General features: G+C 60.3%; 17 protein-coding genes. 8 read left to right on the top strand and 9 right to left on the bottom strand.

Annotated elements, in window-relative coordinates:
• Positions 1–223: hypothetical protein (locus AKG12_RS30920; protein WP_210168243.1), on the top strand; the 223-nt coding region annotated here is incomplete at its 5' end.
• Positions 224–321: 98 nt separating this feature from the next.
• Here AKG12_RS30920 and lysS read toward each other — a convergent pair.
• From lysS to AKG12_RS24420, 5 genes are all read right to left on the bottom strand, one after another.
• Positions 322–1,821, bottom strand: coding sequence for a lysine--tRNA ligase (gene lysS / locus AKG12_RS24400; RefSeq protein ID WP_046800818.1), 1,500 nt, complete (start codon positions 1,819–1,821; stop codon positions 322–324).
• A 251-nt stretch (positions 1,822–2,072) separates the two neighbouring features.
• The gene (gltX, locus tag AKG12_RS24405) at positions 2,073–3,530 is read right to left on the bottom strand and encodes a glutamate--tRNA ligase (RefSeq protein WP_052820839.1); all 1,458 of its coding nucleotides are present in this window, start codon (positions 3,528–3,530) and stop codon (positions 2,073–2,075) included.
• Positions 3,531–3,768: 238 nt separating this feature from the next.
• A complete protein-coding gene (locus AKG12_RS24410; RefSeq protein ID WP_052820790.1) occupies positions 3,769–5,541 on the bottom strand; it encodes an SLC13 family permease in 1,773 nt (590 codons plus the stop codon).
• 167 nt (positions 5,542–5,708) lie between these two features.
• Positions 5,709–6,473: a TerC family protein gene (locus tag AKG12_RS24415; protein ID WP_046800820.1), complete on the bottom strand. Its 765-nt coding sequence runs from the start codon at positions 6,471–6,473 to the stop codon at positions 5,709–5,711.
• Between the two features lie 163 nt (positions 6,474–6,636).
• A complete protein-coding gene (locus tag AKG12_RS24420; protein ID WP_046800821.1) occupies positions 6,637–7,323 on the bottom strand; it encodes a TetR/AcrR family transcriptional regulator in 687 nt (228 codons plus the stop codon).
• Positions 7,324–7,483: 160 nt separating this feature from the next.
• Here AKG12_RS24420 and AKG12_RS24425 point away from each other — a divergent pair, with 160 nt between their 5' ends.
• The 7 genes from AKG12_RS24425 (at position 7,484) to AKG12_RS24460 (ending at position 16,488) form a co-directional block, all read left to right on the top strand.
• Positions 7,484–8,686 (top strand): HlyD family secretion protein, encoded by a 1,203-nt coding sequence (locus AKG12_RS24425; RefSeq protein ID WP_052820791.1) that lies wholly within the window; start codon positions 7,484–7,486, stop codon positions 8,684–8,686.
• Between the two features lie 21 nt (positions 8,687–8,707).
• Entirely contained in the window at positions 8,708–10,291 is a 1,584-nt protein-coding gene (locus tag AKG12_RS24430) for a DHA2 family efflux MFS transporter permease subunit (protein WP_052820792.1), read from the top strand.
• Positions 10,292–10,634: 343 nt separating this feature from the next.
• Positions 10,635–11,657, top strand: a complete 1,023-nt coding sequence (locus AKG12_RS24435) for a LacI family DNA-binding transcriptional regulator (RefSeq protein ID WP_046800824.1) — start codon at positions 10,635–10,637, stop codon at positions 11,655–11,657.
• 105 nt (positions 11,658–11,762) lie between these two features.
• On the top strand, positions 11,763–13,217 hold the full coding sequence (gene xylB, locus AKG12_RS24440) for a xylulokinase (RefSeq protein ID WP_052820793.1): 1,455 nt from the start codon (positions 11,763–11,765) through the stop codon (positions 13,215–13,217).
• A gap of 235 nt (positions 13,218–13,452) precedes the next feature.
• Entirely contained in the window at positions 13,453–14,763 is a 1,311-nt protein-coding gene (xylA, locus tag AKG12_RS24445) for a xylose isomerase (RefSeq protein ID WP_052820794.1), read from the top strand.
• Positions 14,764–15,136: 373 nt separating this feature from the next.
• Entirely contained in the window at positions 15,137–15,835 is a 699-nt protein-coding gene (locus AKG12_RS24455; RefSeq protein ID WP_052820796.1) for an OmpW/AlkL family protein, read from the top strand.
• Between the two features lie 209 nt (positions 15,836–16,044).
• Positions 16,045–16,488 carry a glyoxalase superfamily protein gene (locus AKG12_RS24460; protein ID WP_052820797.1) on the top strand — a complete coding sequence of 148 codons (444 nt, stop codon included), beginning with the start codon at positions 16,045–16,047 and terminating at the stop codon, positions 16,486–16,488.
• 71 nt (positions 16,489–16,559) lie between these two features.
• Here the strand turns inward: AKG12_RS24460 and AKG12_RS24465 are convergent, their stop codons facing one another.
• From AKG12_RS24465 to ugpB, 4 genes are all read right to left on the bottom strand, one after another.
• Positions 16,560–17,621: a sn-glycerol-3-phosphate import ATP-binding protein UgpC gene (locus AKG12_RS24465; protein WP_052820798.1), complete on the bottom strand. Its 1,062-nt coding sequence runs from the start codon at positions 17,619–17,621 to the stop codon at positions 16,560–16,562.
• Positions 17,621–18,469, bottom strand: a complete 849-nt coding sequence (ugpE, locus tag AKG12_RS24470; protein ID WP_052820799.1) for a sn-glycerol-3-phosphate ABC transporter permease UgpE — start codon at positions 18,467–18,469, stop codon at positions 17,621–17,623. The genes AKG12_RS24465 and ugpE overlap by 1 nt, the downstream gene beginning before the upstream one ends.
• 10 nt (positions 18,470–18,479) lie before the next feature.
• On the bottom strand, positions 18,480–19,361 hold the full coding sequence (ugpA, locus tag AKG12_RS24475) for a sn-glycerol-3-phosphate ABC transporter permease UgpA (RefSeq protein ID WP_046800832.1): 882 nt from the start codon (positions 19,359–19,361) through the stop codon (positions 18,480–18,482).
• A 68-nt stretch (positions 19,362–19,429) separates the two neighbouring features.
• Complete coding sequence (gene ugpB / locus AKG12_RS24480; protein WP_197283350.1) at positions 19,430–20,740, bottom strand: sn-glycerol-3-phosphate ABC transporter substrate-binding protein UgpB; 1,311 nt, start codon at positions 20,738–20,740, stop codon at positions 19,430–19,432.
• Positions 20,741–20,810: the final 70 nt, after the last annotated feature.

The following is a 20,810-nucleotide window of genomic DNA, read 5'->3' on the forward strand; positions in this document are numbered from 1 at the left end:
ATCACGATCCTCAACGCTATCGCTCGATCAGACCCTGCTTTCCAGCAATAACTCCACGGTTGCTTGTCCCGAGGATCTAATCACGTCGAATGAAATCAAGACGTTGGCAGATCCTCGGGACAAGCCCGAGGATGACGTCAGTGTGATAGGCTCGATTTGCGATTCAATTAAAGGCATGATTCTTTTTCGGGTCCGAGGTGTAGCGGTTCGTCCGAAAACATAATGCAACCATTGCCGGGAAATCCAGACCGCACGGCAGCTGGGCCGGTCCCGAGCATGAAGAGCGAAGGCGGCCGTGAGGCCGCCTTCGTTTTCGTTCGATCAATCCGCCTTGTTGCGGCGCGCCGGGAAGAGGATGACGTCACGGATCGACGGGGCGTTGGTCAGAAGCATGATCAGGCGATCGACGCCGATGCCGAGACCGCCGGCGGGCGGCATGCCCTGGTCGATGGCATCGAGGAATTCCTCGTCCAGCTGCTTGTCCTTTTCGCCGCGGGCGTGCGCCTGCTCCAGCTGCTCCACCATGCGGCGGCGCTGTTCTTCCGGATCGTTGAGTTCCGAGAAGGCATTGCCCACTTCCCAGGCGTTGCAATAGCTTTCGAAACGCTCGACGAGGCGCGGTTCGCCCGGCACTTCCTTGGCAAACGGCGAAATGTCCTTCGGGAAATGCGTGACGTGGCTCGGCTGGATCAGCGTGCCTTCCACCTTCTCTTCGAAGATGAAGGCAAGGCATTCGCCCCAGGTCCAGTCCTTCTCCACCGCAAAACCGGCAGCTTTGGCGGCAGCGCGGGCTTCTTCGTCGGTCTTGATGGCGAGGAAATCGATACCGGTCGCTTCCTTCACAGCTTCAGGCATCGGTACGCGCTTGAACGGACCCTTGAAGGAGATCGTCTGGCCCTGGAATTCAACTTCGGTCGTGCCGTGCAAGGCAATTGCCAGCGTCTCGAACAGCCGCTCCACGAGACCCATGATGTCTTCGTAGTCGGCATAGGCCCAGTAGCACTCCATCATGGTGAATTCAGGATTGTGCCTTGTGGAAACGCCTTCGTTACGGAAGTTGCGGTTGATTTCGAAGACCTTGTCGGTCAGGCCCGAAACCAGCGTGCGCTTCAGGTACAGTTCCGGCGCGATGCGCAGATACATGTCCATCTTCAGCGTGTTGTGGAAGGTCTTGAACGGATCGGCCGTCGCGCCGCCATAGATGGTCTGCAGCATCGGCGTTTCCACTTCGAGGAAGCCTTCGGCCTCCATGAAGCGGCGGATGCCGGAGAGAATCTTCGAACGCTGCAGGAAGCGCAGCTTGGATTCCTCGTTGGAGAGAATATCCAGATGGCGCTTGCGGTAACGCAGCTCGATGTCGGAGACGCCATGCCACTTCTCGGGCATCGGCAGCAGCGACTTCGTCAGCATGGTGATTTCTTCGGCGTTGATCGTCAGCTCGCCGCGCTTGGTGCGGCGCACCTTGCCGGTGACGCCAATGATGTCGCCGATATCGATCATCGGCAGCAGGTTGCGCGCCGCTTCCGGCGTCGTATCCTTGTGGGAGAAGATTTGCACCTTGCCCGAGGCGTCATGGATATCCATGAACATGCCGGAATTGCGCGAGGAATAAACGCGGCCGGCCACCGTCACCGTATCGCCGGTTTCAACGTCAGCTTCGATATCGGCGTATTTTTCCGAAAGCTCCGCATTGGTCAGCGTGCGGTGGAAATGCGCCGGATAGACATCGCCGATCTGCTCGCGCAACAGCGCAAGTTTCTGGCGGCGCACTTCTGTCGCGTCGGAGGAGAGGGCGGTGGTTTCGGTCGTCTTGTCGTTCATGGTGTTCGCCTTTAGCGGGCTTGTTCGTTGCGGTTACCCTGTGCGCTCCGGGCTTACCCCCCTCTGTCCTGCCGGACATCTCCCCCTCAAGGGGGGAGATCGACAAGCGGCGGGCACCTTGCCCATGGAACGAGCGGGTGCGGCACCTGATCTCCCCCCTTGAGGGGGAGATGCCCGGCAGGGCAGAGGGGGGTAAGCCCCAAGCAGAGGGCGTATTCTAGAATGCTGCCGTCACCGCCAGCACGTCATCATCAGCTTCCGCTGCCAACCATCGTGGCCACAACGGCAATCGCCATCTTCAGCCGCTGGCGCACCACGGAGCGGCCAAGCAGCGCCATCGAGTCAAACAACGGCAGCGAGCGCGAGGAACCGGACATGGCGACGAAGAGCGGCGGCGTCACGATGCGCAGCTTCTTGCCGGTGCGTTCGGCGACATCGCGCAGCTCGGCCTCGATCGCTTCCACATTCCAGTCCGGCATTTTTTCGAGGTCTGCGGCAACCGTGGTGAGGATTTCGTGGATTTCCTCCGGCTTGCTCTTCAGGCCCGCAAAGGAGGCCGGTGTCAGGCCGACATCGCTTGCCAGCAGGAAGCCGGCAAGGTTCGGCAATTCGCCGAGCCTTGAAATGCGGCTCTGCGCAAGCTTCAGGCCTTCGGTCAGACGGGCATTTTCCATCGCCCATTCCAGCGTGCGGGAAATGAATTCCTCCGGCGAAAGCTTCTCGCGCAGCCAGCGACCGTTCAGCCAGTCCAGCTTCTGGATATCGAAGATGGCGCCGGCCTTGGACAGCGCTTCCGGGTCGAACTTCGCCGCCAGCTCGTCCATGGTCAAAAGCTCTTCGCCTTCGGCGATCTGGATGAAGAACAGGCCAAGGAAGTTCATCAGCGCTTCCGGCAGGTAACCCAGCGCGGAATAATAGGAGATCGAGGTCGGGTTCTTGCGCTTGGAAAGCTTGGACTTGTCGGCGTTGCGCATCAGCGAAAGATGCATGAACACCGGCTCCTGCCAGCCGAAATAACGGTAAAGCAGGATGTGCTTCGGCACGGAGGCCAGCCATTCCTCGCCGCGCGCCACATGGGTGATCTTCATCAGATGGTCGTCGATGACGTTGGCCATGTGATAGGTCGGCATGCCGTCGGCCTTGATCAGCACCTGCATGTCGACCGAATCCCAGGGTATCGAGACATCGCCATAAACGCCGTCATGGAAATCGCACGAGCCTTCGGTCGGGATTTTCATGCGCACGACATTGGCCTCGCCGGCGGCGACGCGGGCGGTGACTTCCTCGGCCTTCAGGTTAAGGCAATGGCCGTCATATTTCGGCGGCTTGCCGGCGGCGCGCTGCGCTTCGCGCATTTCTTCCAGCCGCTCGGGCGTGCAGAAACAGCGGAAGGCATGGCCTTTTTCCAGCAGTTCTTCTGCATAGGGCCAGTACATCGGCTTGCGCTCGGACTGGCGGTAGGGACCGTAAGGTCCACCGACATCGGGGCCTTCCGACCAGGTGAGGCCGGTCCAGCGCAGGGCTTCCAGCACCTTCTGCTCATATTCAAGGGTCGAGCGGGTGGCGTCGGTATCCTCGATGCGCAGGATGAATTCGCCGCCATGTTTCTGGGCGAAGAGATAGTTGAACAGCGCGATATAGGCGGTGCCGACATGCGGCTCGCCGGTGGGGGAAGGTGCGATGCGGACGCGAACGCCGGAAGTGGTCATGAAATTCACTCGTCGTGACGTGGCAGTGACATCGGGGCGGTTTCACCCTTCTGTCACGATGTTTTCGTTTGGATGCGGCAGGAAATCATGTTGGAAGACGCAATGAAAGCGTCTTTTGCACATTCCCGTTCGGCTTCGGCTTAGGCCATATTCTGCCGCAGGCGTCAAGGAAATACGAAGCCTGCGCTGTCTTCGCACGGCGACGGGACGCGCTGGTTCAGCGTCCTGGCCCAGAGTCCTAGTTCACTGGCCAGACGTAAAGCAGCATGGGAATGCTGGCAATGACGATCATGATCGACAGCGGCAGGCCGAGGCGCGGATAATCGCTGAAGCGGTAACCGCCGGGGCCCATGACCAGCGTGTTGCACTGGTGGCCGATGGGGGTGAGGAAGTCGCAGCCGGCACCGATCGCCACCGCCATCAGGAAGGCCTCCGGCCGGAACCCGAGCGTGGTGGCGAAACCGGCGGCGATGGGAGCCATGACCAGCACGGTGGCGGCATTGTTGAGGAAGGGCGTCACTGCCATGGCGGTCAAGAGGATCATGCCGAGCGCCGCGAAAGGCGGCAGCCCTTGCGCTGCCTGGCCCAGCCAGGCGGCGATCAATTCGCTGGCGCCGCTGGTGCGAAGACTGTCACTGACGGGAATAAGGGCGGCGAGCATGACGAGGATCGGCCCGTCGATCGATTTATAGACTTCGGCAAGCGGAATGGCGCCGACGACGATCATCAGGAAGGCGGCGGCGAAAAAGGCGACCGAGACCGGCACCAGCCCGCTGCCGGCGGCAAGCATGGCCGCGGCCAGCACGATGACGGGCAGAAGCGCACGGCGCTGCACACCGAGCAGGATTTCCCGCTGGGCCAAAGGCAGAAGGGAGAACTCCTGCAATACGTGCGGCAGGTTCTTGCGGCTGCCCTGCAGCAGGATGACGTCGCCCGCCTGCAAGGTCAGGTCGGAAAGCCGCTGGCTGACGCGCTGGCCGCGACGGCTGACGGCGATCAGATTGACGCCGCGCGTGTAGGACAGGGAAAGTTCGCGGGCTGAAATGCCTGTTAGCACCGATTCATTGCTGATCACCGCTTCCATGGAGATGAGATCGCCGGTTTTCTGGCCGTTTTCGGTTAGCGGTTTGCCGGACAGCAGCAATTTCGCCTGCGAAACGATGCGGTCCAACCCTTCGGGGCTGCCTTCAAGCAGAACCGTGTCTCCGGCCTTCAGCTTGACGTCGGGGAAGGGGGAGATGCGCCGCGGTCCGCGCAGGATGGTGCTGGCGATCACGTCGCCATCGGCCTGTTTCAAAAGTTCGCGCAGCGGCCTGTCGGCAAAGGTGCTGTCGGCCGGCAGCGTTGCCTCCGCCGTGTAGGCCGCCTGGTCGAGAGCATCCTCCACCGATGCCTGCTGGCGGTTGCGCACCGGCAGCAGCCGGTAACCGAAGGTCAGGAAGATGATGCCGATCACGGTCAGCCCCGCACCGACGGGGGTGAAGTCGAACATCGAAAAGCTCTGGCCGGTCATTTCCTCCCGCAACCGGGAAACGACGATGTTGGGCGAGGTGCCGATCTGCGTCATCAGCCCGCCCAGCAGCGCGGCAAAGGCCATCGGCATCAGATAATAGGAAACGGGGCTGCCGGATTTGCGGGCAAACTGGAAGGCGACGGGCATCATGATGGCAAGTGCGCCGATATTCTTGATGAAAGCCGACATGATGGCGACGACGATCATCAGAAAGGCCAGTTGCAGCCCCTTGGAATGCATCTCCGGGAAATATTTCTTGATCGTCATATCGACGACCCCCGAACGCGCCACGGCCGAACTGACGATCAGCGCGCTTGCCACGATGATGACGATATCGTCGGAAAAACCGGAGAAAGCCTTGTTGAAAGGCACGACGCCAAGCGCCACCGCCACCAGCAATGCGCTGCAGGCGATGACGTCGTAACGGAACCTGTCCCAGATGAATGCTGCCATCATGCCGGCGATCACGGTGAAGGCGAGGATCTGGTCAGTCGTCATGCTTGCCTATGCTTTCGAAGGAGAGGCACCGATAGAGGGCTCTATCGGTGATGGTGTCGAAGAACGCAAGGCGGGGTCATGCGGTTCCGGGCCGGAGCTTCATATCTCTCCTGTCATGCCGGGGCTTGATCCGGCATGACAGGGACAATGGCGTTGATATCCGGGCGTTAATGCCGGGTGTCGCCCGAAGCTTCTGCCTTCTTGCGCTGCCGCGCATTGCGCGCAAACATGTTGAGCACCTCCACCAGCGCCGAAAACGCCATGGCGGCATAGACATAACCCTTGGGAACATGGAAGCCCATGCCTTCGGCGATCAGCGTCGTGCCGATCATCATCAGGAAGGCGAGCGCCAGCATGACGATGGTGGGGTTGCGCTCGATGAAGTTGGCGAGCGGGGTTGCGGCGAGCAGCATGACGGCAACGGCGACGACGACGGCGACGATCATGATCGGCAGGTGCGGCGTCATGCCGACGGCGGTGATGATGCTGTCGACCGAAAAGACGAGGTCGAGCAGCAGGATCTGGCCGATGGCAGCGCCGAAGTTCATCGCCACCGGGCCACCCACCATGTCTTCCTTGTGATCTTCAGGATCGACATTGTGGTGGATTTCCTTGGTGGCCTTCCACACGAGGAAGAGACCGCCGGCGATCAGGATCATGTCCTTCCATGAGAAGGCATGGCCGAAGACTTCAAACACCGGTGTGGTGAGCTGCACGATCCAGGCAACGGTGCCGAGCAGACCGAGACGCATGACGAGGGCAAGGCCGATGCCGATCTTGCGGGCTTTTTCGCGCTGTTCAGGCGGCAGCTTGTTGGTGAGGATGGAGATGAAGATCAGGTTGTCGATGCCGAGCACGACCTCCATGACGATCAGCGTGACGAGCGCCACCCAGGCGGCGGGGTCAGATAGAAGAGGGAGAATGGACTCCATCAGGTAAGTTTTCCTTTCAGCAACAAGGCCAGCCGAAACATTCGGTGGGTGGAATTTATAGCGCAATACGCGAGAAACAAGCGCATGAGGCCCCCACCACGCAAGATTTCATCGAAATTTCGCGCAGGCCGGGTGTCGGCGCTGGTGCCGTTGCTGAATGAAATCAGGCCCTGTTGGTTCCGTAAGCCGCCATGAATACCGTGATGGCGCTGTTGATCACCCGGTCGAGTTCCTCTTCGGGAACCGGGCCGTCGATTTCTCCGAACAGGCGCAGCTTGAAGAAGGTGCCGGTGGAAAGCTCTATATATTGCCGGGCGGCAAGCTCGACATCATCCACTTTCAGGTGTCCGAGCGCCACGTGGTGCTCGATGAAATCCTGAAGCACGGTGCGCACATTATTGGGCGCCGCGATGAAGAAACGCTGCGCCAGCTTCGGCATGCGGTCGATGACGCCGATGACCGAGCGCATGGCAGGGACCATGTCCGAACAGATCATCTTGTTGGCGAAGGCCTTGCCGAACTGCTTCAGGCCTTCGCGCACCTCTTCGGTGCCGGCCAGAATGTTGCGCATGGAGGTGGCGAATTCCTGCCGGTGCTGATCGACGAGGGCGGCGAACAGATCTTCCTTGTTGGAGAAATAGACATAGATCGTACCCTTGGAAACGCCCGCTTCCCGGGTGATGTCGTTCATGCTGGCGGCGTCGAAGCCCTTGCGTTTGAAAACGCGCCAGGCGCCGGCCAGAATCTGCTCGCGCTTTGCCGGGTCCTCACCCGCCGCAAAACGCCCGGCGGGGTTTCCGGGACAGCCCGTTTCCATGTCCGCTTCCATATCCATGTTTCCCCCTGCCATCGTTATCGCCTCCTAGCACCACAATGGCGTAAAAAAAATTAACCAGACGTCGAACCAATCGGTTCGATAACACTTGATATGTGTCAGGAAAGAGATTAAGTCAATCGAACCGAACGGTTCAGTTCGAAAAACTTTTTTCAATCTATCACGGTATACTCTCATGTCGGCCCAGAAGAATAGCGCGGTTCGCGCCGTCAACGATGCGGAAGAGGCGGATATCTCCGCCAAGGCCGAGACCTCTCCGGCAAAGCCGGCTGATGCCCCGCCGCAACAGCCGCCCCAGACAACCGCTGCTCCGAAGCAGAAGAAGCGTTCGAAGCTCCTGCCGGTCATCGCCGTCGCCCTTCTCGCCGGTGCCGGCTGGTACGGTTACAACTGGTGGATCGATGGCCGCTTCATGGTCTCGACCGATGATGCCTATATAGAAGGTGACATCGCCGTCATCGCGCCCAAGGTGTCGGGTTACGTTGCCAAGGTGAATGTGGTTGAAAACCAGGAAGTCAAGGCGGGCGATCCGCTGGTGACGCTGGATGATGGCGACTATCGCATTGCGCTTGAACAGGCTGAGGCGCAGATCCGCACAGAGGAGCTGTCGCTGAAGCGTATCGATGCGCAGATCATTGGCGGCGAGGCATCGCAGGAACAGGCCGTTGCCCAGAAGGGTGCGCTGGATGCCGCCCTTCGCGGGGCGGAAATCACCCAGAAGCGTGCCAGCGAATTGCAGGCGAAGGACGTCGGCACCGTTGCCGCTTCCGACAATGCCCAGGTTGCGCTCGATCAGGCCAAGGCGAATGTCGTGGCCGGTGATGCGGCGATCTCCTCCGCGAAAGCCAATGTCGAGCTTCTGCGCGCCCAGCGCGAAGAGGCCGAAAGCACAATCCGCTCGCTGCAGCTTTCCCGCGACAAGGCTGCTCGCGACCTGTCCTTCACAGTGCTGAAAGCGCCCTATGATGGCGTCATCGGCAATCTGGCGGTGCAGACGGGTGATCTCGTCTCAGTCGGCAAGCGTCTGGCTTCGCTGGTGCCGATGAATGAGCTTTATATCGACGCTAATTTCAAGGAAACACAGCTGGCCAGCGTTGTTCCCGGCTCGAAGGTTCGTGTCCATGTGGACGCCTTCGATGATGCGACCATTGAAGGCACGGTGCAGTCGATCTCGCCCGGCTCCGGTTCGGTCTTCTCCATGCTGCCGCCGGAAAATGCCACGGGCAACTTCACAAAGGTCATCCAGCGCGTGCCTGTTCGTATCGTCTTCTCGAAGGACGATCTTGCAAAGCACAATCTGCGTGCGGGCCTGAGCGTTGTCGTTGATGTCGACACGCGCACGGCGCCTGAAAATACGAAAACGGCGCAAGCCAAGTAAAGCGTCGTCGAGGGCAAGATCATGGCGGCTACGGTTGTCGGTACGGGCGGGGCGTCGATCCCCGCCGATCCTCCGATGGACAGGCGCAGGCTCATCGCGTTCTTCGCGATGGTCTTCGGCATGTTCATGTCCATTCTCGATATTCAGATCGTTTCCGCCTCGCTGGCGGAAATCCAGGCCGGCCTCGGCGCCGGCTCGGATGAGATCGCCTGGGTGCAGACCTCCTATCTGATCGCCGAAGTGATCATGATCCCGCTGTCCGGCACGCTGGCGCGCATTCTCTCCACGCGCGTGCTTTTCGCCACCTGTGCGGCCGGCTTTACGCTTTCGAGTGCGCTCTGCGCCACCGCCACCAATATTGACCAGATGATCGTCTACCGCGCGATCCAGGGCTTTATCGGCGGCGGCATGATCCCGTCGGTCTTTGCTGCCGCCTTTACGATCTTCCCGCCCTCGAAGCGTTCGGTCGTGTCGCCAATCATCGGTCTCGTCGCCACGCTTGCGCCCACCATCGGGCCGACGGTCGGCGGTTATCTCTCCAATGCCTTTTCCTGGCACTGGCTGTTCCTCGTCAACATCATCCCCGGCATCATCGTCACCATCCTCACCTGGAGCCTGATCGATTTCGACAAGCCGGAAAAGTCGCTCTGGAAGAAGTTCGACTGGTGGGGGCTGATCTCCATGGCGGTCTTCCTCGGCTCGCTGGAATATGTGCTGGAAGAGGGCAATAACAAGGACTGGTTCAACGACGAGCATATCGTCCTTGGCTCCGTCGCCATGGTCATCGGTGCCGTCGTGTTCTTCTGGCGCGCCTTCAAGGTGGAATTCCCGGTCGTCGATATCCGCGCCTTCGCCGACCGAAACTTCTCCATCGGCTCGCTGTTTTCCTTCGTCATGGGCATCGGGCTTTATGGCCTGACCTATCTTTACCCGCTCTATCTCGGCCGGGTGAGGGGGTATGATGCGCTGATGATCGGTGAGACCATGTTCGTCTCCGGCCTTGCGATGTTCTTCACCGCGCCGATTGCCGGCAAGGTCTCCACCAAGCTCGACCCGCGGGCGATGATGGCCATCGGCTTCATCAGCTTCGGCTGCGGCACGTGGATCATGACCTATGTGACGACCGACTGGGACTTCTATGAACTGCTGATCCCGCAGATCCTGCGCGGTTTTGGCCTGATGATGTGCATGGTGCCGATCAACAACATCGCGCTCGGCACGCTGCCGCCCGCCCGTATCCGCAATGCATCGGGCCTGTTCAACCTCACCCGTAACCTCGGCGGCGCGGTTGGCCTTGCCGTCATCAACACCCTGCTGTCGCAGCGCACCGACGATCATTATGTGCGGCTGGCGGAACATATCAGCTATTCCAATCCGCAGGCGCTGGAATGGCTGAACAATGTCGGCGCGAACTACGATTCCTACGGGTTGGACGGCGCTTCCGTCGCGATCAAGAAACTGGTCGGCATGGTCTCGCAGCAGGCATGGATATTGGCCTTCGCGGATGTGTTCTTCGCGCTGACCCTGCTGTTCGGCAGCCTCATCTTCATGACAATCCTGATCCAGAAACCCAAGGCAGCGCCGCCGCCAGACGCGGCGCACTGATAAAAATCCCCTCCCATCCACCGCAGAGCTGGGGCCGTCGAAAATGACGGCCCCTTTTTTGTTTTGAATATGGAGCGAGCGGGGGCGGCATATTTCTTCTCCCCGCCGGGGAGAAGTCCGCGGCAGCGGGATGAGGGGGCGACGGTAGCGATAGACCGAGAGCTGGCCCCCTCATCCGACCCTTCGGGCCACCTTCTCCCCGGCGGGGAGAAGAAACGCGCGGCACCGTTTCGCCAAGAGCCGCCAACCCGATACCGCCTTCCGAAGAAATATGAGGTACGTACATCATTTTTCGGTTTACCTCGGCCTCAAAGCTGGATATTCAAAGGCGAGGGGAGGAGCCATGAAGCCGACAGTTCATGATATTGCCGAGCGCGCAGGCGTCAGCCTCGCCACCATCGACCGGGTGCTGAACATGCGTCCGGGCGTTCACGCCGCCACCCGCGCCCGCGTGGAGGCGGCGATTGCCGAGCTTGGTTATGTGCGCGATATCGCCGCCGCCAATCTCGCCAAGGGCCGTAATTATTCGCTGGTCTTCATCCTGCCGGGCAACGACAATTCCTTCATGGCAACGCTGAGGGCCGAGGTTCGGGCCGCCGCCTCCCGCTCCCATCTGGAACGCACGGCGATCCGCATCATCGAGGTGCCGCCCTTTAATGCCGCGGCGCTGACCGAGGCTCTGGAGGTGGCACGGCGGGAAAAACCGTCGGGCGTGGCTTTCGTCGCCACGGATTCGCAAGATGTGGCGGAAGCGGCAGACCGGCTGGCGGAAGACGGCATCGCCACGGTGACGCTGGTGTCCGATCTTTCCGGCTCGCGCCGCGACCATTATGCCGGTGTCGACAATGCCGCGGCGGGACGCACGGCGGCGAGCCTGATGGGACGTTTCCTCTCCAGCTGCGGTGGCGATATCGCTGTTGTCGCCGGTTCCATGCTGGTGCGCGACCATCGCGAACGTCTGGAGGGTTTTCGCGCGGTCATCGAAGCCGAATTTCCGCAATTGCGGCTTCTGCCGGTGCTGGAGGGCAAGGATGACCCAGCAACCGTCGAGGCGCTGGTTTCCGGAGCGCTTGGCAATGCTGCACTCTCCGGCATCTACAGTCTCGGCGCCGGCAATCGCGGCCTCATCCGGGCGCTCCGAGCCGCCGGCGGTGAAAGGTCGCTGTCTGTCATTGCCCATGAACTGACGGAAAACACCGCCAATGCGCTGCGGGAAGGCGTGCTTGACGCCGTGCTCAATCAGGATGCCGGCCATGAGGTGCGCAGCGCCATCCGCGTATTGAAAGCGCGTGCCGACGGCCAGCCCGTCATCGCAGCGCAGGAACGTATCCGTATCGACATATTCCTCAGGGACAATCTTCCCTGATGAGAGCATTTCCAGGAAAAGTGGCCGCCGGTTTTCCGTCCGGAAATGCGGTGACTTTTAAAAAACGCTGAAAGTGGCGCATGGAGCGCCGGAATGGAGAAATACATGTATCTCGGTCTCGATCTTGGCACGTCAGGCATCAAAGCCCTGCTGATGGATGGCGATCAGAAGATTGTCGGTTCGGCCAATGGCTCGCTGGAGGTTTCGCGTCCGCATCATGGCTGGTCGGAACAGAATCCGGCGGACTGGATCGCCGCCGCGAAAACCGCCGTCGGCGGCCTGAAGCAGAAGTTCCCGAAGGAGCTTGCCGCAGTGAAGGGCATCGGCCTTTCCGGCCAGATGCATGGCGCGACGCTTGTTGATGCCGAGGGCAAGGTACTGCGCCCCTGCATCCTGTGGAACGACACCCGCTCCCATGCCGAGGCCGCAGCACTCGACGCCGATCCACGTTTCCGCAGGATCACCGGCAATATCGTCTTCCCCGGCTTCACCGCGCCGAAGCTTGCCTGGGTGGCGAAGAACGAACCTGAAATCTTCGCCAAAGTGGCCAAGGTGCTGTTGCCGAAGGATTATCTGCGGCTGTGGCTGACGGGCGAATATATCTCCGAGATGTCAGACTCCGCCGGCACCTCATGGCTTGATACCGGCGCGCGCCAATGGTCTTCCGAACTTCTCGCCGCCACCGGCCTGGATGAAAAACACATGCCGTCACTGGTGGAAGGCACGGATGAGGCGGGCGTTCTTCGCGCCGAACTCGCCGGTGAATGGGGCATTTCCGGCCGTGCCGTGGTGGCCGGCGGTGCGGGTGACAACGCCGCCTCCGCCTGCGGCATGGGCACGGTGAAGGAGGGCCACGCCTTCGTTTCGCTTGGCACATCCGGCGTGCTCTTCGCTGCCAATGCCTCCTATCTGCCGAAGCCGGAAAGCGCCGTGCACGCCTTCTGCCACGCGCTGCCCAACACCTGGCACCAGATGGGCGTCATCCTCTCCGCCACCGATGCGCTGAACTGGTATTCCCGCCTCACCGGGCAATCCGCCGCCGATCTGACCGGCGAGCTGGGCGAGACACTGCTTGCGCCCACCGGCGTTACCTTCGCGCCCTATCTTTCCGGCGAGCGCACCCCGCATAATGACGCGGCCATTCGTGGCTCCTTCATCGGTCTTTCGCATGAAAGCGACCGCAAGGCGCTGACCCAGGCGGTGCTGGAAGGTGTGACCTTTGCTATCAGGGACAATCTCGAAGCGCTGAAATCCGCCGGCACCTCGATCTCCCGCGTCACCGCCATCGGCGGCGGCTCGCGTTCGGCCTATTGGCTTGCCTCGATTGCCACCTCGCTCGGCGTGCCGGTGGATATTCCGGCGGAAGGCGATTTCGGTGCGGCCTTCGGTGCTGCTCGCCTTGGCCTGATCGCCGCGACAGGCGCCGATCCGGTGGCGGTCTGCTCCCAGCCGGAGACGGCGCGGACGATTGAGCCGGTGGCTGATCTGGCCGGGGCCTATGAGGAGGCCTATCGGCGGTATCACGCGCTTTATCCGGCTATTCGGGCGCTTTCGCATTGAAGCGCGGAGTGTGCGGTTTACCCCCCTCTGCCCTGCCGGGCATCTCCCCCTCAAGGGGGGAGATCGGCAGGACGCTACCTCTCGCTCCATCTTCAACCTCGCGTGAGGACAAGACTTAGCCGCTTGTTGATCTCCCCCCTTGAGGGGGAGATGTCCGGCAGGACAGAGGGGGGGTGAGCCGCGCCCTCCAACCTATACCGAACACCACCTAACCCACCCCAAGAGGAGGATCACCATGAGCACAGGTTTTTTCGGCGATATCGCCAAGATCAAATATGAAGGCCCAGACAGCACCAATCCGCTGGCCTTCCGCCACTACAATCCCGATGAAGTCGTTGCCGGCAAGCGCATGGAAGACCACCTGCGTTTCGCGGTGGCCTACTGGCATACCTTCACCTGGCCGGGCGGTGACCCCTTCGGCGGCCAGACCTTCCAGCGCCCGTGGTTCGAAGACAGCATGCAGGCTGCGAAGCTGAAGGCAGATGTGGCCTTCGAATTCTTCTCGCTGCTCGGTTCGCCATTTTATTGCTTCCATGACGCCGATGTGCGCCCTGAAGGCCGCAACTTTGCTGAAAACACGAAGAACCTCAACGAAATCGTTGATTATTTTGCTGAAAAGCAGGCTCAGACCGGCGTGAAGCTGCTGTGGGGCACCGCGAACCTTTTCTCCAACCGGCGTTTCATGTCCGGTGCGGCAACCAATCCGGATCCGGATGTCTTTGCATTCTCCGCCGCCACGGTGAAGACCTGCATGGACGCCACCAAGAAGCTCGGCGGCGCGAACTACGTTCTGTGGGGCGGCCGCGAAGGTTACGAAACCCTGCTCAACACCGATCTGTCGCGTGAGCTTGACCAGCTGGGCCGCTTCCTCAACCTGGTGGTCGAATATAAATACAAGATCGGCTTTGAAGGCACGATCCTGATCGAGCCGAAACCGCAGGAGCCGACCAAGCACCAGTACGACTACGACGTCGCCACCGTTTATGCCTTCCTGCAGAAGAACGGTCTGGAAAAGGAAGTGAAGGTCAATATCGAGCAGGGCCATGCCATTCTCGCCGGCCATTCCTTCGAGCATGAGCTGGCCATGGCCAATGCCTTCGGCATTTTCGGCTCCATCGACATGAACCGCAACGATTACCAGTCCGGTTGGGATACCGACCAGTTCCCCAACAACGTGCCGGAAATGGCGCTCGCCTATTACCACGTGCTTGCTGGTGGCGGCTTCAAGAATGGCGGCACCAATTTCGATTCCAAGCTGCGTCGCCAGTCGCTCGATCCGCAGGATCTGCTGATCGGTCATATCGGCGGCATGGATTGCTGCGCCCGCGGCCTGAAGGCGGCGGCGAAGATGGTCGAGGACGGCGCGCTGTCGAAGCCGCTTGCGGAGCGTTACGCCAAGTGGGATTCGCCGGAGGCCCAGAAGATGCTGCGCGGCGAACTGAAGCTTGACGAGATTACCGCGCTGGTGGAGCGGGAGGATATCAATCCCGAGCCGAAATCCGGTCGTCAGGAATATCTGGAAAACGTCGTCAATCGTTACATCTGACACGCAAGTCCATTGTTGAAAAAGCGGGGCGGGGGATCATCTCCCGCCTTTTTTGTGCGCTGTTCCAGGGCAATTTCGCGCCGGTCTCTCGCCTTCTTTTGTTGCGCAATTGTCACAATCTTCGCTCGTACGTCGTCTGTAGGGGGCAATGCCGTTACGGTTTGATCCATCTCAATTGGTGTGTCCCGCCCTTCGCCATAGTGGCCGTGACGGTCTTGGCACCGAGGATTCGCAGCCGGCCGTCATCAGCCGGTTTCTGGGTTGCCCGGTGACGGCTGTGGCATCGGCAAGTTCCGATGCGCCGGTTCGAGAAGGTGAGACGCGCCCTGGGGAATGTCCGAACGGATGCAGGCTGCGCTAAAGGAGAGATGGAATGATGAACAGGAACAAAAGAACCGCCTTGCTTGCCAGCGTCGCGGTTAGTGTTGCGGCGATGCTGGTATCGGCCAATGCCATGGCCGCCGATCTGGCCGCGCCAGCACCGGCGCCCACCGCCGAAGAGGCAATTGCGGCGGCAAGCCCGTGGATGCTGCGCGTGCGCGGTCTTGGCGTCATCACCAATGACAGCGGCAGCGTCGACGGTGTGCCGGGTGCCGGCCTCTCCTATTCGGATACAGTGATCCCGGAACTGGACATCACCTATTTCTTCACGCCGAATTTTGCCGCTGAACTCATTCTCGGCACCACCTATGCCAAGATCAATGGCGAGGGTGTGTTGGCCGGCACGCCGGTCGGCAAGACATGGCTGCTGCCGCCGACACTGACGCTGCAATATCACTTCACCGATTTCGGCGCCTTCAAGCCCTATATCGGTGCAGGCGTGAACTATTCGCTGTTCTACAACCAGTCCGAAGAGCCCGGCTTCAGCAATCTCGACGTCAAGAACAAGCTAGGTGCTGCCGTGCAGGTCGGTTTCGACTATATGCTCGACGAGCATTGGGGCGTGAACTTCGACGTGAAAAAAATCTTCCTGAAGACCGACTGGACCGCCGAACTGGGCGGCACACCGATCAGCGGCAAGGCGAAGCTCGATCCCTGGCTGATCGGCGCTGGCATCACCTATCGCTTCTGATCCCGGAACGGCTTCAACGCCGCCTTTGACGGGCGGCGCGTTCTGAGTTATACGGACGGCCACGGGCAGAGAGCCCCGGCCGTCCGCAGGCATTTTTGCCCCTGGTGAAGCTCTTATCCCTGATAACGGTCATCCCATGTTTTGCATGTCGTCGATGGCAACGCGGACCCCCTTCGGAAAATTCGGCATGTCAATGTTGGAGAACCGTTATGCACGTGTCCAAACCGCTTCCCGCCCTTGAGGGGCTGAAAGAACAGGCAAAACGCCTGCGCTCAGCGCTTGAGGAACAGGGACAGGCAATCACCCACTCAAAGGCGCTGGAACTCATCGCCGCGCAATATGGCTTCCGTGACTGGAATACCCTGCATGCGGCAGCCGGAAACCGCCCCGCCTTCAATCCCTATCTTCTGGGTTCGAGAGTGGAAGGCCTTTATCTCGGCCAGCCTTTCGTCGCCTCCGTGCTCGGCGTCCAGACGCTTGGCGGTGACCCGGAACGCTATCGCCTCACCCTCCATCTCGATAATCCCGTCGACGTCGTGACCTTCGAAAGCTTCTCCGCCTTCCGGCAGCGCGTCCACTGCAATATCGACGCATCCGGCCGCACGGTGGAAAAAACCTCCAACGGCCGGCCGCAGGTGGAGTTGGCGTGGTAGGGGACTGCCCGAGGTTTTGGCGATGCTCGAACACCCGCCGAATGGCGGGTGTTCGATTTTCGTCGATAAGTTTAAATCCGCTTGCCCGTCATATCGAACAGATGGAAATCCTTCGCCTGTGCGGCGATCTTCAGTGTCTCGCCGATGCGCAGTTGCGAGCGGCCGTGGACGCGGAAGACGATGGTGGTGCCATCGGCGAAGGAGCCGTGAACATAGCTTTCGGCGCCGACCAGTTCCACGGCGTCCACCTGCACGGTGCCGGCGAAGGCGGCGTCGGCAGGGGCTTCCGTGGCAAGGGTGATATCTTCAGGGCGAATGCCGAGCGTTGCGACAGTTTGCGGCAGCGCTGTCGCGCCGTTCACCGACCAGCCGGTCGAGCCAGTGGACGAAGCTGCGCCATGGGCGAGAAGGTTCATGGAAGGCGAGCCGATGAAGGTGGCGACGAAAGTGGTCGCCGGCTTTTCGTAAAGCTCGATCGGTGTGCCCATCTGCTCGATGCGGCCGGCATTCAGCACCACCAGCCGGTCGGCCAGCGTCATGGCCTCCATCTGGTCATGGGTGACATAAACGCTTGTCGTGGCGAGCGAGCGTTGGAGGCGGCGGATTTCCACCCGCATCTGCACGCGCAGCTTGGCGTCGAGGTTGGAGAGCGGCTCGTCGAACAGGAAGGCTGCCGGCTTGCGCACAATGGCGCGGCCCATGGCCACACGCTGGCGCTGACCGCCGGAAAGCTGGCGCGGCTTGCGCTCCAGGAACTGTTCGATCTCCAGCGCCTTGGCCGCCTCGGTGATGCGCCGTTCGATCTCCTCCTTCGGCGTGTTGCGGTTCTTCAGGCCATAGGCAAGGTTCTGGCGCACCGTCATATGCGGATAAAGTGCATAATTCTGGAACACCATGGCGATGTCGCGGTCGGAGGGTTCAAGATCGTTGACGACGCGGTCGCCGATGACGATTTCGCCGCCCGATATGCTTTCCAGCCCGGCGATCATGCGCAGCAGCGTGGATTTGCCGCAGCCGGAGGGGCCGACCAGCACGATCATTTCGCCATCGGCGATGTCCATCGATACGCCCTTGATCGCATCGACATTGCCGCCATAAACCTTGCGGACGTCTTTCAGCGCAATTTTTGCCATTATTTTTCGGTCTCCACCAAACCTTTGACGAACCAGCGCTGCATCAGCACCACAACCATAATCGGGGGGATGATGGCGAGGATCGCCGTCACCATCACATAATTCCAGGGCGTCGAAGCGTCGGTGAAATCCACCATGCGCTTGAGGCCGATGATGATCGTGTTCATCTTGGCGTCGTTGGTCACGAGCAGCGGCCAGAGATACTGGGTCCAGCCATAGATGAACAGGATCACGAAAAGTGCTGCGATATTGGTTCTCGACAGCGGCAGCAGAATATCGCGCATGAAGCGGAACGGACCGGCATTGTCGATACGCGCCGCCTCGACCAGCTCACCGGGAATGGTCAGGAAGAACTGCCGGAACAGGAAGGTTGCCGTGGCAGATGCCATCAGCGGCAGCGTCAGTCCCGCATAGGTATCGATCAGCCCAAGATCGACGATGACCTTGTAGGTGGGCAGGATACGCACTTCCACCGGCAGCATGAGCGTGATGAAGATCATCCAGAAAAAGCCCATGCGGAAGGGAAAGCGGAAGAACACGATGGCGAAGGCCGACAGGAACGAAATGACGATCTTGCCGATGGCGATGGCGAGCGCCACGACGAAGCTGTTGAACAGCAGCCGCTCGAGGCTGACGCCGACCACTCTTTCAACGCCACCGACCATGGCTTCGGTGTAATTGGCGCTCAGATGGTCGCCGGGCAAAAGCGACATGGGCGGGCGGATGATATCCGTCGATGTCATGGAAGAGGCGACGAAGGTGTAATAGATCGGGAAGGCCACAACGATGATGCCGAGAATGAGCATCAGATGCGCGACCATGCGGGCGACCGGGCGATTTTCAATCATTGTGAAATCCTCAGCCGTAATGCACGCGCTTCTCGACGAAGCGGAACTGGAAGGCGGTGAGCGCAATGACGATCACCATCAGGATGACCGATTGCGCGGCGGAAGAGCCGAGGTTCAGGTTCACGAAACCATCATTATAGACCTTGTAGACCAGCGTTTCCGTCGCCTTGGCGGGGCCGCCGCCGGTGACGGCATGGATGATGCCGAAGGTATCGAAGAAGGCGTAAACCGTGTTGACGACCAGAAGGAAGAAGGTTGTCGGCGCCAGCAGCGGGAAAACGATGGTCCAGAAGCGCCGCGAACCGCGCGCGCCGTCAATAGAAGCGGCTTCCAGCAATGATTTCGGAATTGCCTGCAAGCCTGCGACAAAGAACAGGAAATTATAGCTGATCTGCTTCCACGCAGCGGCGGCGACGACCAGCAGCATGGCCTGATTGCCGTCGAGCAACGGATCCCACATGATGCCGTTGCGGCGCAGGATATAAGAGAAGGTTCCCATGGCCGGGTTGAACATGAACAGCCACAACATGCCGGCGACAGCAGGCGCCACGGCATAGGGCATGATCATCATGGTGCGGTAAAAGCCCTTGCCGCGCACCACGCGGTCAGCCGCCGTCGCCAGAAGCAGCGCAAGTCCCATGGAGACGAGTGCGGTCAGCACACTGAAGATGACGGTGACGTGCAGGGAGTTGAGATAGCTCTCATCTGACAGCACGGCGGAAAAATTGGCCAGCCCGACGAAATTGCTGTTCAGCCCGAAGGCGTCCTCGCGCATGGTCGACTGGTAGAGCGCCTGGCTTGCGGGCCAGAAAAAGAAGATCACCGTCAGGATGATCTGCGGTGCGACCAGCAGATAAGGCAGGATCTTGTTGGGGAATACGACGCTTTGCACGGCGATCTCCTGATGAGATGGAAACGCCGCCCGCACCCTGTGAGAGCGCGGGCGGTGGCAGGGATCGTTTAGTTGCCGGCGGCCTGCTTGATGGCTGCGTCACCGCGCTCCACGATCTTGTCGAGGGCGGCTTTCGCATCCTGCTTGCCGGCCAGCATCGCCTCGAACTCTTCGTTCATGATGTCGCGCACCTGCGGCAGGTTCACGAGGCGCACGCCCTTGGAGTTTTCTGTCGGCGGCTTGCCCATCATCTGCAGCAGCGGCGTTTCGCGGGCAGGGTTCTTGTCGTAGAAGCCGGATTTCTTGGTTTCCTCATAGGCCGCGATCGTTACCGGCATGTAGCCGGAAACCTGATGCAGGCGAGACTGGATCTTGGTCTGCGAGAGGAAATGGAAGAATTCGGCAACGCCCTTATATTCGGCGTCGCTCTTGCCGCCGAAGACCCAGAGGCTGGCGCCGCCGGGAATGGTGTTCTGCGGACCATGGCCCTCGTAATAGGGCAGCTGGCCGATGCCGTAATTCATGCCGGTCTTGACGATATCGCCGAGACCGCCGGAGGATTCGGTCAGGATGCCGCATTCGCCGGACATGAACAGCTGCTTGGCCTCAGAGGTGCGTCCGCCATAACGGAAGGTGCCGTCCTTGGCGAGATCGGCGATGGCCTGGAAATGCTCGACAAAGAGCGGCGCATTGACCGCAAGCTTCACATCCGTACCACCAAGCCCGTTTTCATTGCTGCCATAGGAGACATTGTTCCAGGCGGCGAAGTTTTCGGTCTGGATCCAGGTAAGCCAGGTGGAGGTGAAACCGCACTGCGCGGCACCGCTGGTCTTGATCTTCTTGGCGGCTTCGAAAACTTCCGGCCAGGTCTTCGGCGGATTGGCGGCATCGAGGCCAGCCTTCTGGAAGACATCCTTGTTGTAATAGAGGATCGGCGAGGACGAATTGTAAGGGAAGGACAGCATGGTGCCATCAGGCTTGGAATAATAGGCGACGATGCCGGCCAGATATTCGTCCTTGTTGAAGGTGTATCCACCTTCCTTCAGCACATCCGCCACGGGCTTGATGGCGCCGGCGGCACCCATCATCACGCCGGAACCGGCATCGAAGACCTGAATGATGGCCGGCGGCTGCTTGGCGCGGAAGGCGGCAATGCCGGCATTCAGGGTTTCCGGATAGGTGCCCTTGAACACGGGCGTGATCTTGTAGTCTTTCTGGCTTTCGTTGAACTCTTTCGCAAGCGCGTCCACGACTTCGTTATTGGCGCCGGTCATGGCGTGCCACCACTGGATCTCCGTCGCAGCGAAAGCATTCGATGTGACAAAAAACGAAAGCGCGGATGCCGCAGCAAGGCGGTAGCTGAGTTTTTTCAAGGCGATTCCTCCCATTGTGAAAACAGTAAAAGATACAGTCCCTTATTACAGCCTTCCTCCTCGATCCAGCTGTGGG

The organism is Agrobacterium sp. SUL3, from assembly GCF_001263295.1.
Classification (GTDB): Bacteria; Pseudomonadota; Alphaproteobacteria; order Rhizobiales; family Rhizobiaceae; genus Agrobacterium; species Agrobacterium tomkonis.